General features: G+C 39.9%; 15 protein-coding genes and 1 riboswitch. Of the genes, 5 read left to right on the top strand and 10 right to left on the bottom strand.

Annotated features, from left to right (window positions below; genetic code table 11):
• Positions 1-247: 247 nt before the first annotated feature.
• Positions 248-697: an OsmC family protein gene (locus GPDM_RS13105; RefSeq protein ID WP_008432077.1), complete on the bottom strand. Its 450-nt coding sequence runs from the start codon at positions 695-697 to the stop codon at positions 248-250.
• Positions 697-1,641 carry a carbohydrate kinase family protein gene (locus GPDM_RS13100; protein WP_008432076.1) on the bottom strand — a complete coding sequence of 315 codons (945 nt, stop codon included), beginning with the start codon at positions 1,639-1,641 and terminating at the stop codon, positions 697-699. The genes GPDM_RS13105 and GPDM_RS13100 overlap by 1 nt, the downstream gene beginning before the upstream one ends.
• A 160-nt stretch (positions 1,642-1,801) precedes the next feature.
• Here GPDM_RS13100 and GPDM_RS13095 point away from each other — a divergent pair, with 160 nt between their 5' ends.
• Entirely contained in the window at positions 1,802-2,365 is a 564-nt protein-coding gene (locus GPDM_RS13095; RefSeq protein WP_008432074.1) for a GNAT family N-acetyltransferase, read from the top strand.
• Positions 2,366-2,435: 70 nt separating this feature from the next.
• On the opposite strand, the gene GPDM_RS13090 is transcribed toward GPDM_RS13095, so the two are convergent.
• From GPDM_RS13090 to GPDM_RS13075, 4 genes are all read right to left on the bottom strand, one after another.
• Positions 2,436-3,260 carry a MetQ/NlpA family ABC transporter substrate-binding protein gene (locus tag GPDM_RS13090; RefSeq protein WP_008432072.1) on the bottom strand — a complete coding sequence of 275 codons (825 nt, stop codon included), beginning with the start codon at positions 3,258-3,260 and terminating at the stop codon, positions 2,436-2,438.
• 12 nt (positions 3,261-3,272) lie between these two features.
• Entirely contained in the window at positions 3,273-3,944 is a 672-nt protein-coding gene (locus GPDM_RS13085) for a methionine ABC transporter permease (RefSeq protein ID WP_008432070.1), read from the bottom strand.
• Positions 3,934-4,947, bottom strand: coding sequence for a methionine ABC transporter ATP-binding protein (locus GPDM_RS13080; protein ID WP_008432069.1), 1,014 nt, complete (start codon positions 4,945-4,947; stop codon positions 3,934-3,936). The genes GPDM_RS13085 and GPDM_RS13080 overlap by 11 nt, the downstream gene beginning before the upstream one ends.
• Before the next feature lie 68 nt (positions 4,948-5,015).
• Positions 5,016-5,120: riboswitch (SAM riboswitch) on the bottom strand.
• A 49-nt stretch (positions 5,121-5,169) separates the two neighbouring features.
• Complete coding sequence (locus GPDM_RS13075; protein ID WP_008432067.1) at positions 5,170-5,958, bottom strand: carbon-nitrogen family hydrolase; 789 nt, start codon at positions 5,956-5,958, stop codon at positions 5,170-5,172.
• Positions 5,959-6,043: 85 nt separating this feature from the next.
• Here GPDM_RS13075 and GPDM_RS13070 point away from each other — a divergent pair, with 85 nt between their 5' ends.
• Entirely contained in the window at positions 6,044-7,207 is a 1,164-nt protein-coding gene (locus tag GPDM_RS13070) for a pyridoxal phosphate-dependent aminotransferase (RefSeq protein WP_008432065.1), read from the top strand.
• A 69-nt stretch (positions 7,208-7,276) separates the two neighbouring features.
• Here GPDM_RS13070 and lepB read toward each other — a convergent pair whose 3' ends face one another.
• Complete coding sequence (gene lepB / locus GPDM_RS13065) at positions 7,277-7,810, bottom strand: signal peptidase I (protein ID WP_008432063.1); 534 nt, start codon at positions 7,808-7,810, stop codon at positions 7,277-7,279.
• Between the two features lie 237 nt (positions 7,811-8,047).
• Here lepB and GPDM_RS13060 point away from each other — a divergent pair, with 237 nt between their 5' ends.
• Together GPDM_RS13060 and GPDM_RS13055 are read left to right on the top strand one after the other, a co-directional pair.
• Positions 8,048-9,067, top strand: a complete 1,020-nt coding sequence (locus tag GPDM_RS13060; RefSeq protein ID WP_008432062.1) for an SEC-C domain-containing protein — start codon at positions 8,048-8,050, stop codon at positions 9,065-9,067.
• Between the two features lie 285 nt (positions 9,068-9,352).
• On the top strand, positions 9,353-9,871 hold the full coding sequence (locus tag GPDM_RS13055; protein WP_008432061.1) for a DUF421 domain-containing protein: 519 nt from the start codon (positions 9,353-9,355) through the stop codon (positions 9,869-9,871).
• 51 nt (positions 9,872-9,922) lie between these two features.
• Here the strand turns inward: GPDM_RS13055 and GPDM_RS13050 are convergent, their stop codons facing one another.
• Entirely contained in the window at positions 9,923-10,402 is a 480-nt protein-coding gene (locus GPDM_RS13050) for an acyl-CoA thioesterase (protein ID WP_008432060.1), read from the bottom strand.
• A 96-nt stretch (positions 10,403-10,498) separates the two neighbouring features.
• Between GPDM_RS13050 and GPDM_RS13045 the strand changes: the two genes are divergently transcribed.
• Positions 10,499-11,302: an AAC(3) family N-acetyltransferase gene (locus tag GPDM_RS13045; RefSeq protein ID WP_008432059.1), complete on the top strand. Its 804-nt coding sequence runs from the start codon at positions 10,499-10,501 to the stop codon at positions 11,300-11,302.
• Positions 11,303-11,343: 41 nt separating this feature from the next.
• On the opposite strand, the gene GPDM_RS13040 is transcribed toward GPDM_RS13045, so the two are convergent.
• On the bottom strand, positions 11,344-11,934 hold the full coding sequence (locus tag GPDM_RS13040; protein ID WP_008432058.1) for a Fic/DOC family protein: 591 nt from the start codon (positions 11,932-11,934) through the stop codon (positions 11,344-11,346).
• Entirely contained in the window at positions 11,927-12,115 is a 189-nt protein-coding gene (locus GPDM_RS13035; RefSeq protein ID WP_008432057.1) for a hypothetical protein, read from the bottom strand. The genes GPDM_RS13040 and GPDM_RS13035 overlap by 8 nt, the downstream gene beginning before the upstream one ends.
• Between the last annotated feature and the right edge of the window lie 51 nt (positions 12,116-12,166).

Below are 12,166 nucleotides of genomic sequence, written 5' to 3'. Positions count from 1 at the left end.
AAAAGTAAATTATGAAAAGATTTTTCCCTACTCACTCCAGGATTCGGAGCACCAAGTGGCGACTCCAGCGGAAAAACGAAGTGATGAGACCCCGCAGGAGCTTGCGACGAGGAGGCTCAGCAATTCGTCCGCGGAAAGCGTCCACTGGGTGCGGAGAATCTTATATGCATACAAAAAAGAATAAATATTCTTTCGTCTACAAGCTGAACTTCATCCTCTAAAAGAGGATGAAGTAAATGATAAGCGTTTAGTTTTCTTTCTGAATATCTGCCTGCAACTCAATTTCCACATTGCCTTTTAATGCACGTGTAATCATGCATGAACTTTCGGCTTTTTCTGCTAGTTTTTGGGCTAGCGCTAAGTCCTTTTCTGTAGCGTCGCCTTTCAATACCAATTTAGGTTTATGAATAATGCGCTTATACGTAATGACGCCTTTTTCAACTTCAACAATTCCTTCTGACTCCATGGTGAGCGATTGCTTTTCTAATTTACTACGCTCCATCATTGCAGCAAGTGTGATGATGTAACACGTCGCCGCGGCACCTAAGAGCATCTCGTCAGGGTTTGTACCGACTCCTGGGCCATCCATTTCTGGTGGAATTGAGATATGTGTTTTTAAATTACCTGCTCTAATTTCTCCTACATCGTTACGAAGACCTGGCCAATTCGCCTTTAAATGAAAGCTATGCAATGCCATTACACTTCTCTCCCGTCTGTCATTTCTTCAATACGAGGCATCGCTGTTAAAGCGCCTGCTTTCGTCGCGCAAAGAGCTCCCATTCGATTACCAAAGTCAGCACACTCTATAACTTCTTGTTGCGTTGTAGGGAATCCGTTTAAATAGACGTGGCGAATAATCCCTGCCATAAATGCATCTCCTGCTCCTGTCGTATCAACAGGTTGCACAGGGGTAACCGGCACATGAATTGTTTGATCTTGAAAAACTGCATAAGTGCCATTTTCACCATCGGTCACAAAAACCAACGGAATCGCATTGCCGGATAATCGTTCAATTCCCTCTTCAAGCGAGTCTGTTTTCATTAAAAATGCAAGCTCTTCTGTTGTTAGTTTAATGATATCGGCTGTAGGTAAAAATTTCATAACAATTTGACGGCAATGTCCTTCGCTCTCCCAGCGCAGTGGCCGAATGTTCACGTCATAAGAACAAATAACATTATGCTCTTTTGACAGTTCAATCGCCTTTCGCGTGGTCGCCCTCGCCTCTGGATGAAAAAGAGTTCCTGAACAAAAATGAAAGCCACTAGCTTGCTCAAAAGATTTCGCGTTCAACTGCTTTTCCGTCACTTGAAGGTCCGGAGTTTCATTCACATATGAAGCAAACACTCGATCAAATTCCGGTGTCAAATGAATATAGACGCCACTGACTCTTTTTTCCGGCATCGTAATTGCGTGTGTTAAATCAACACCTTCTCTTACCAATTCATTGCGTACAAAAGTAGAGGTCTCATCGTCCCCCGTGATCGTGATAAAACTTGAAGGTATGCCTAAACGACTAACACCTGCAGCCACATTTACTGTAGCGCCGCCAAGGTGGCGATTAAATGATGTGTTAGTAGTGTTTGTAGCGATATAATCCACAAACGCATCTCCATATGTGAGTACGTATTTATTGTTTTTCATTCGTAATTCTCCTTTGTGTTAAAACCTTCTTCATTGATATACTAGTAGTTGGATAAATTTCAACTAGCACTAGAGGACTTCATCATACGAGTCTGTTCAATTATACTCTTCATTATTTCAGGAAAAACCGTTTTTTATCAAATAAAAGGAGGTTTCCACCTTGGAAATCAGTATACGACAGGCACTCCCTAGCGATGCAAAAAAAGTCGCACCTCTTATTATCAATGCTATCGGTGAAATTGCAAACCATATGACCGCAGAAAAAGATCCTGCAGCTGTACGTGAAAAAGTTGCATGTATGGTGCGTGGAGAAAATACGCGTCATAGTTACCGCTATACATATGTTGCCATTTTAGATGGTAACATTGCAGGTATTTTAGTTCTTTATCACGGTAACCAAGCAGAAGATTTAGATCGTTATTTGATTGAGCAGTTGAAAAAGCAAGGGCATGAGCGAACAATCGAGCCCGAAGCCCATACCGATGAATGGTATATCGATACTGTTTCAGTCGATCCTACTTATCAAGGACAAGGAATTGGCTCAAAACTACTTGATTACGCAGAAGAACTTGTATCATCTAGTGGGAATAGTAAGCTTTCGCTCAACGTCGACGTGGATAAGGAAGGTGCTATCCGTCTTTATAAACGCCTCGGGTATTCTATTGCTGAACCGTGGACAATTATTGGGACGCCTTTTCATCACATGGTGAAAATCATTTCTTAAAGCCTTTATTAATATAGAAGAAAGCCGCTCCAGAAAATCTGGAGCGGCTCTTTTTAGCTTATTGCTACTATTATTGTTCAGTCATCCATTGAGGTTTACCGAATCCTTCAAAATTCTCATCGATTACTTTTTCGAACTCTTCCGATTCCACAATTTCTATTAAATCATTCGCCAATTCACTATCTTCATTTTCTGCTTTAACCGCCACTAAATTACGGTACTGATCTGGCATGTTTTCAAGTGCCAATGCATCCAAAAGATCCATTTCAGCTGCTAATGCAAAGTTTCCAGGAACAGCGGATAAATCAGATCCTTCAACTGCACGTGGCAATTGACCAGCTTCGATTGGCTGGAATACTAGGTTCTTTTTGTTCGTAATAACATCTCTTTCTGAAATTTTTAAGTCATCTACTTCTGGATCTACTTCAACTAGACCTTGATCTTCAAGAATCTGCAAAGCACGAGCCGCATTAACAGGGTCATTTGGAATTGCAATAGTTGCCCCATCTTCAATATCATCTAATGTATCAAATTGATTTGAGTAAATGCCCATTGGCGCTGTTGGGACAACGATTAATCCTGACAAATCCATGTTATTTTCTTTTTCAAAGTTCTCCAAGTAAATGGTGTGCTGGAATAGGTTGGCATCGATGTCGCCGCCATCAAGCGCAATATTGGGTTGAATATAATCACTGAATTCCACCAAATCTACTGTATACCCTTTTTCTTCAAGACCTGGGACAATGGCTTGTTTAAGCATGTCACTATAAGGTCCTGCCGTAGCTCCTAGTTTAATATCTTTCGATGGTTCTCCTGTTGTTGCTTCGTTTTCTTCACTGCCACATGCTGCTAAAGCTAATGCACTTGCTGCTACGAGTAATCCTAATTTTTTCATGTCATTCTCCCCTTATCGTTTATCTATCGCTTTCGCTGTATAGTCTCCTGCTTGTTGAATCAATTGAACCAACACAATTAAAATGACGACTGTGACAATCATGATGGTGTTATCGTATCGGTAATAGCCAAAACGAATGGCTAAATCTCCTATGCCTCCGCCACCCACAACACCAGCCATAGCTGAATAAGCAACTAAGCTAATAATCGTTAATGTAATTCCTTGGACGATGCTCGCCTTTGCTTCAGGGAGTAAAACGTCTTTTATAATCATCCATGGTGTGGCCCCTACTGCAATAGCTGCTTCAATTACCCCTTTATCAATTTCACGAAGTGAGTTTTCTACAATTCGCGCGAAAAAGGGAATCGCTGCAACCGACAAAGAAACACTAGCCGCAACCGGGCCGATCGTTGTCCCTGTGATAAATTTCGTCAAAGGAATAAGTGCTACTAACAAAATGATAAATGGAATAGAGCGTACAATGTTTACAACAAAGCCGACCACTGAGTTGACCGGTCGATTTTCAAGAAACAAGCCACGATCTGTTATAAATAGCAAAATTCCGAGTGGCAATCCTATAATCAGTGACACCGATAATGAGATGCCGATCATCATTAACGTTTGGAAAAATGCAGTTTGGATTTCTGGCCACAATTCAATAATTCGTCCCCATTCAATGTCCACTCGATATCACCTCCACAATTGCTGACCTATTTTCTAAATACCTTAGTGCCTCCATAATTTCTATTTCAGCGCCTTTTAGTTCCATGATAAAGATGCCAAGTGGACGCTCTTGAATATATTCGATGGCCCCGTGTAAAAAGTTACCTTTTACTGAAAAGCTCTGGAGCATATCAGAAATAACACCTTCACCGGCTACGCCTCCTTTAAACAGGACTTTTACTAAAGTACCTTTAAACTCTTTTAAAATATGTATCGGCACATTAAAGGATACGACACTAGAAATAAATTCTTTCGTTAGTTCTTTTTGAGGATCCGCAAAAATATCGTATACTCGTCCTTCTTCAATCACACGCCCCCCTTGCATGATGGCCATGCGATCGCAAATTTCTTTCACAACATTCATCTCGTGAGTGATTAACACAATCGTAATGTTCAATTTCCGATTGATCTCTTTTAATAACCGCAAAATCGATAAAGTTGTGTTAGGATCGAGTGCTGAAGTCGCTTCATCACATAACAATACTGCAGGATTGTTCGCTAACGCTCGCGCTATGCCGACGCGTTGTTTTTGACCACCACTCAACTGCGCAGGATAGACATCCCGTTTATCAGCCAAGCCGACCATCTCCAGTAGTTCTTCTACACGAGTTCTAATCTCTTTAGAAGGCGTGCCTGCCGCTCGAAGTGCAAAAGCGATATTATCATACACGGTCTTTTGACTAATCAAATAAAAGTGCTGAAAAATCATGCCGATTTTTAATCGCGCTTTTCTCAGTTGATCGCCATTTAGCGTAGTCAAATCTTTTTTATCGACTACAATCCTGCCTGAACTTGGTCGTTCAAGTAAGTTGATGCAACGAATCAGAGAACTTTTTCCGGCTCCTGAATAACCAACAATCCCAAAGATCTCTCCTTTTCCAACTTCAAGTGATACATTGTCCACTCCGGTGACGGTACCATGCTTTGTTGTATAAGTTTTCGTCAAATTCTTAATCTGTATCATAGCTTCCCCCCGGCAATAAAAAAATGCCTCTTTCATCAAGAAAGAGACATCGAAAATTTTAATTTCTCGACTTATCTTCCGAAATGTTTTCACATTCCGCAGGACTTGGCACCTTCCCAATTGGGGGTTGCCGGACGTCATAGGGCCTACCCCTCGGTCTCTCTTGATAAGTTGTTATATTAGATTGAATTTTATATTACAGACATAAATTCAGAGTGTCAATCAAATTTTGAATGTTTCGTATAATTTCTCGCGGCGATCGTCGAATACCGGAATTCGTTTACGAACTTCTTCTACTTCGTTCAAATCGATTTCCACGTAACCTACGCCTTCTTCTTTTTTCATGTCTAAACGAATTTCTCCCCACGGAGCAATTACCATGGTGCTGCCACCAAAGACGTTGTTCGGATCCCTGCCAATGCGGTTAACTCCGACGATAAAGCATTGGTTTTCAATCGCACGAGCTTGTAACAGCGTACGCCAATGATCAATTCGCGGTTCTGGCCATTCTGCAGATACGAAAATAAGCTTCGCATCATTCAATGCTTGTGCACGAATCCACTCAGGAAAACGGATATCGTAGCAAATAACGCCGCCATAAACGACATTATCCAATTTAAACGTGCCAAGAGAATCGCCTTCTTCTAAATGAATATGTTCATCCATCAATCCAAAACGATGTGCTTTATCATATTCGGAAACAAGTTCACCTTTTTTATTGACGACATACATCGTATTGTAAAAACCGTTATTTTTCTCTGTTGAAACAGAACCGCCAACAATATTTACCGATTTTTCTTTTGCAAAGTTTTTCAACATCTCTACTGTACGGTTTGTGCTGTCCGCCAATGTGTTGAGCTCTGTTAGCGCATAACCTGTATTCCACATTTCAGGCAAAACAATCGTATCTGCCCCGTTTTCAGCGGCTTCAGTTAAGTAGTTCAATACCTGCTGGTAGTTTTTTTCAGGTTCCCCAAATACAATATCCATCTGAACACATGCAATTTTCATATTCTCTCCTCCAGTAGACAAGCTCTTCTAAATTCTATAAGATTCGGAGTAGAAGTGCAATTATTTCGAAAATAAGGAGAATTACATGGACTTTTCTAACCGCTTGCAAAATTTACCGACTCAATTTTTTGCTCTACTCGTTGCAAAAACAAGCAAAGCTATCGCTGAAGGACGTGATGTGATTAATCTTGGTCAAGGCAATCCTGATCAGCCGACACCCGATCATATCGTTAAAGCTTTGCAAACTGCAGTAACCGATCCAACAACTCACAAGTATTCACCTTTCCGCGGAATTTCAACTTTACGTCAAGCAGCAGCGGATTTTTATAAACGCGAGTATAACGTAGATATCGATCCTGACTTAGAAGTGGCGATCATGTGCGGAACAAAAATTGGTTTGGTTGAATTGCCATTAGCATTATTAAACTCAGAGGACCTCTTATTACTGCCTAACCCAGGTTATCCTGATTATTTGTCCGGAGCACCGTTAGCGGATATTGATTTTGAACTGATGAAACTAGATCCGCAAAAAGGCTATTTGCCAAACTTTGATGAGTTATCGGATTCTGTTCGCTCGCGCGCAAAATTAATGTATTTAAACTACCCAAATAACCCAACAGGTGCAGTAGCGAACAAAGATTTTTTTGACGAAACAGTCGCTTTTGCAAAAGACAACAACATTGCTATTGTTCATGACTTTGCTTACGGCGCTGTTGGTTTTGAAGGCGAAAAACCGGTTAGCTTTCTGCAGTCTGAGGGAGCAAAAGAAGTCGGTATTGAAATGTATACTTTATCAAAAACTTATAATATGGCGGGCTGGCGTATTGGGTTTGCTGTGGGGCATCCGAAAATGATTGAAGCCTTAAACCTAATTCAAGATCATTTATTTGCCGGATTATTCCCTGCGGTTCAACTAGCTGCAGCTGAAGCATTAAACGCCGATCAGCAATGCGTGGACGATTTAGTAAATCTCTATGAAAAACGCAGAAACGTACTCGTCGCCGAATGTGCACGTATTGGTTGGGAAATAACAGCTCCGCAAGGCTCATTCTTTGCTTGGTTACCGATTCCAAAAGGTTTTACGAGTATCGAATTTGCTGATTTTTTGCTTGAAAAGGTAGATATTGCGGTAGCTGCCGGTAGTGGATTTGGTGATGGCGGAGAAGGCTTTGTCCGGGTTGGACTACTTGTTGACGAAAGTCGTATTGTTGAAGCAATCAGCCGTATTGAAAAACTAAAGTTATTTTAAACAACAAAAGACAGCTCCTCTTTTTTAAGAGAGCTGTCTTTTGTTGTTAATCCGCCACATGCAATATGGTTATTCGACAACCCCCACATGTTCGAGTGGTGAAATTCGCACTTTCACTTCTCCCACAACACTCTTTTCTGAAATAAACCCTAAAACTCTAGAATCGGTACTGTTCAAGCGATTATCCCCCAACACAAAATAAGCTTCTGACGGTACAGTAAACTCTTTAATATCCTCAGTTAAGCGTAACATTCCCATTTGCTTTGCTGCTTTTAAATTTCTTTCTAAATAAGGCTCGGTTACTGCTTTTCCATTCAAATAAAGTTGATCATCTTGCATGGAAATAACATCTCCCGGTACCCCAATTACCCGTTTAATAAAATTTACGCCATTTGGCGCAGTAAAAACAATCATATCAAAATTTTCGATTGAGTAAATTTTGGCTAGCACGACTTTATCATTTTCTTCAAACGTAGGCATCATGGATTCCCCATGGACGGCCACTGGTTCAAACAGAAAATGCCGTGACAATAAGACAATTAGTACAGTCAAAATGATGACTCGCATCCAAGATATAGATTCTTTTACAGGATCTTTATACACATTGTCTCCTCCTATTACTTTATATCTTTTATTATAATACGCCTTATGCCTTGTGCCTACTGCTTGGTTTTATGCTTACAGAAACAACTAATTTCATAGGCATTTAACGGCACTTTCCAACATAGAGTGACGACTCTAATTCTTACTATCTATATAGCTTACTAGCGTCTGAATCGTCAGACTTTTGAGCCCTTCGCAATTTTATGTTACACTCAATAAAAAATGTAGGTGATTAGAATGGTAGGAAGAAATGATCCATGCCCATGCGGCAGTGGCAAGAAATACAAGAAATGTCACGGTAAACAAGAAACTGTATCTATCAACGATTTGGTGAATGAAGAACTATTCAAAGTACGTCAACAGTTCTTCTCGGAAAACCCAAATCAGACACATATTACTGAATTCCGTGAGTTGCAACAAGAATGGCAGCCACATTTGATGAAATCAATGGCTGAAAACGATGCACAAGCATTTGTGATTGAGAATTTCTTGTTCATGCAAAAACCTGAACTATGGGATGAGTTTTTAGAAAAGCAAATTGAACTTGCTCAACGTCCAACAACAAAAGAAGTACTTGGAAATTGGAAAGACGTAAAAGTATTCCTTGGTCAATATATTAAAGGTGATACAGAAAAAGCTCAGTTTACAAATGTTTTCACTGGTGAAACCCTTGAAATGGCAGATCAGCCACCAACAGATATGGAAAACGGCCAAGGCTTATTAGCAATCCTTCTTCCAGATTCACGCGTTGGAGATAAAGGTGTTTTATTCTTGAATGGCTATTTAACAGTTGTTGGAGAATTTACTCCATTCTTTGAACAATTGAAAGCACAAATCGCTACTGAAAATGCTTCACAAGATGAAAGCTACTTGCGCGATAATTACTTAACCATTGTGGAACAAATTGTTAAGTATTCAACTGGCAGTGTAGAAGAAAGCATCCAGCTTTCTCCAGAACATGATTCTGTGATGGCTGAACTTGATAAGCATATCGAGAAAGCTGATTTTGATGAAGAAACGGTTAGCAATATTACAAGTATTTTAAATAGCTATCTCGTTAGCCAGCAACCAACTGTCCAAAAACCTGAAGCACTCGTAGCAGGATATTGGAGATTCTTACAGGATCACGAATTGGTGAAAGGCCCTATGCTCTCTTCAAAAGATTTAAGTGAAAAATTCGGTGTATCTTCAAGTACAATCTTGAAACGCTCTAAAGAATTTAGCGCTTATTTCGAAGAATTGCTAGCTAAAAAATAAACCCAAAACTATAAAAAATTTCCGTTTATTTGGAAATAACAAAAAAAGAGTAGCCTCGGCTACTTTTTTTTGTTTGTTGATAACTTTAAAGGGAATCATAAAAGAAGGAAGAAAAAACGGTGTCTATAAGAGAAATTCTCTATTTTCATCATCTTATACACAGTAAACCGCTAATTTTTGTGTGCTATGTGGATAAGTTTTTAGAATTTTGTTAATTTTATCGCATAAAAGAAACTTATCAACATGTGGATAAATTTATTAAAAACGATGAAAAGGAGGAAGAATATGTTTGAAATTACACTTAATAGTTTTATACGCATCATCACAGTCGGTTTTTTAGCTTATGCGGGACTTGTTATTTTACTTCGGATTTCAGGTAAACGAACTTTAACGAAACTAAATGCGTTTGATTTGGTCGTGACGGTGGCTTTAGGTTCGACACTCTCCACTATATTGCTCAACAATAGCATAAGCTTACTTGAAGGAATGACAGCATTTGGTATGCTCATTTTATTGCAGTACTTAATGACTCTTTTTTCTCTTCATTTCGATTGGTTTAACAACTTGGTCAAGTCAGAACCACGTCTTTTGTATTTAGATGGCAACTTTTTAAAAAGCTCGATGCGCAAAGAACGCATTAAAGAAATGGAAATTCTTCAAGCTATTCGAAATACAGGGTTTGGATCTACTGAAAAAGTAAAAGCAGTCATCCTCGAAACTGACGGTAGTTTATCAGTTATTAGTAGCGAAACAGGTAATGCTTTAAAGCATGTTAACTCAGAGGTAGATATAAATGAGACATAATTTTATTAACGCAAGAAAAAAGTGCATGGATTTTAGTCCATGCACTTTTTATTATGGTCTAGGTGGCTTCACGCGTAATTTTCGGTATTCACGTCTAGCGGGTGCTGTATCAAAAAAGAGTTTTTCGCCTACTGATTCTGGCAAAACAGGAGGAACTGGAGTTGGGTTACCGTCGTCTCCCATTGCAACCATCGTCAAGAATGATTCTGTCGTTAGTTTCTCATCACCTGTTTGAAGGTTTTTTGATTTTACTCGAACGTAAACTTCCATCGAAGTTCGACCCGTCGAAGTAACATTCGCTTCAAGTTCTAACACATCTCCAACTTTAGCTGAAGATAAAAAATCAACTGAATCAATTGATGCTGTTACCACAACTTGACGACGTGCGTGCTTCATTGCCGTAATGCCTGCGATTTCATCGATATATGCTAAAACTTTCCCTCCAAAAATAGAATCCATATGATTGGTATCAGGAGGAAGAACAAGCTTGGTTTGAATGGTTCTTGAGTCTTTCATCGGTTTTGCTTCCATTTTCATCAATCCTTTCGATAATAGCTGTGTTATTGGAAGTTTCCCAAAAACAATAGCCTTTCCTTTATAATATATTGAAATGAGGAGGAATACTTTATGTCAGAGTTATTGAACATTTTAAACACCCCTAAATTTCAGTCCAAAACAACCTTAATGCAACAGTTTCATGAGCTTGGCATTGTGCCTGGCGACCAAGTGATGGTTCATTCCTCACTAAAATCTATGGGATGGATCGCTGGAGGAGCTCAAGCGGTCGTTGAAGCCATGATGGATACTATCACAGAAGCAGGCACGATAATTATGCCCGCTCAGTCTGCGGACAACTCAGATCCTGTTTACTGGATGCAACCACCGGTTCCTGAAAATTGGCATCAACCGATTCGCGAACATCTTCCTGCATTTGATCCCTACTTAAGCGGACTGCGTGGTATGGGGAAAATTGCCGAATGCTTTCATCGCCATCCAGCGACCATTCGAAGCCCTCATCCTTCTCACTCGTTCATGGCGTGGGGAACCCATGCCAAAGACTGGATGAGCGAACAGCCGATTGACGATTCTTTCGGAAAAAAATCACCACTCGCAAAAATGCTGCAAGCCAAAGTCAAAATCCTTTTTATTGGTGTGGGCTTTGATTCGTGTACAGCTCTTCACTATGCCGAGTTTGTTCAAGAAAGTCGCTCTACTTCCCCGCAAGGTGCCGCCATGACACGTGATGGAGAACGAGTTTGGCAAACATACGACTGTATCGATATGGATTCAGAGCGCTTCCCGGAAATCGCTAAAGCTTTTCCTGGTGTTATTTCTAAAGGCGTTTTGGGTCAAGCCGAAACTCGAATCGTCGACATGAAAGAGCTTGTCGAATTTGGCATTGAATGGCTTAAAGAAAACCCTACAACATAAAACATAGAAAATGCCAGCACTCTTTGAGCAGCTGGCGTTTTTCATGGCGTAATAATTTCGGATAACAATCTTTCTAAACGATCATTGTCCTTATTGAATGAGTCAACAAACGCATTGATAATCTCTGCAGGTTCCCGTACTTTTCCCCACTCTAACTGATAACCCGCATTTTGTAGCAACTGACGAGCAAATTCACGAATACTACGTCCATTACCTTCTCGAAACGGATGCAAAGCATTCAGTTCTGACAGAAAATAAGCGAGTCGGACAACAAGCTGGTCTCGAGGCAATTTTTTCAAGTAATTCTCAGCTTTTAATTCATTAAAAATTTTAAGCAACTGTGTTTCAATATGTTTCGGATGAGCAAAAGAAGAAGAACCTTTAGAAATCATTTCTTTTCGCAATTCTCCAGCAAACGGATAGACATCTTGAAGAATAGATTGATGAATGGCCAAGTAAGCTTTAACATCTAAGGGATCTGCTGGCTTTTGTAATCGCAGTTCTGCAAGACGGAACAAAGAATAGACTTTCTCCAATTCTTTCAGCTTTTCTTCCTCTTCCACATTAAACAAATTGATCAATACATCAGTGCCTGGATAACAATACATTGAAGTGTGTTGATACTTAGACATTAAACTTCCTTTTGATGGCCTGATGGAATTGTGCTTCCGTCCGTTCACCAGTTAATACCGACCGAACGAAATTCTCATCCTCACTTGTCACATCAAATCCTTCTGTAACTAAAGAATGTGAAGCATAGGAAATCGCATGATTGGCTTGTTCATGGGAAACTCGGTTTGCTAAATTCGTCAACGGGATGACCACCTTTCATGTAGAAAGTATACCATTTCCACGACTTTTTTT

Source organism: Planococcus donghaensis MPA1U2, assembly GCF_000189395.1.
GTDB classification, from domain to species: domain Bacteria; phylum Bacillota; class Bacilli; order Bacillales_A; family Planococcaceae; genus Planococcus; species Planococcus donghaensis_B.
This window is presented reverse-complemented; position numbering and strand designations above follow the sequence as displayed.

Coding starts and splice junctions, on each gene's coding strand:
- GPDM_RS13105 (WP_008432077.1), bottom strand. CDS start 697: ATGGCATTGCATAGCTTTCATTTAAAGGCGAATTGGCCAGGTCTTCGT.
- GPDM_RS13100 (WP_008432076.1), bottom strand. CDS start 1,641: ATGAAAAACAATAAATACGTACTCACATATGGAGATGCGTTTGTGGAT.
- GPDM_RS13090 (WP_008432072.1), bottom strand. CDS start 3,260: ATGAAAAAATTAGGATTACTCGTAGCAGCAAGTGCATTAGCTTTAGCA.
- GPDM_RS13080 (WP_008432069.1), bottom strand. CDS start 4,947: ATGATACAGATTAAGAATTTGACGAAAACTTATACAACAAAGCATGGT.
- GPDM_RS13075 (WP_008432067.1), bottom strand. CDS start 5,958: ATGAAAATTGCATGTGTTCAGATGGATATTGTATTTGGGGAACCTGAA.
- GPDM_RS13070 (WP_008432065.1), top strand. CDS start 6,044: ATGGACTTTTCTAACCGCTTGCAAAATTTACCGACTCAATTTTTTGCT.
- GPDM_RS13060 (WP_008432062.1), top strand. CDS start 8,048: ATGGTAGGAAGAAATGATCCATGCCCATGCGGCAGTGGCAAGAAATAC.
- GPDM_RS13055 (WP_008432061.1), top strand. CDS start 9,353: ATGTTTGAAATTACACTTAATAGTTTTATACGCATCATCACAGTCGGT.
- GPDM_RS13050 (WP_008432060.1), bottom strand. CDS start 10,402: ATGGAAGCAAAACCGATGAAAGACTCAAGAACCATTCAAACCAAGCTT.
- GPDM_RS13045 (WP_008432059.1), top strand. CDS start 10,499: ATGTCAGAGTTATTGAACATTTTAAACACCCCTAAATTTCAGTCCAAA.
- GPDM_RS13040 (WP_008432058.1), bottom strand. CDS start 11,934: ATGTCTAAGTATCAACACACTTCAATGTATTGTTATCCAGGCACTGAT.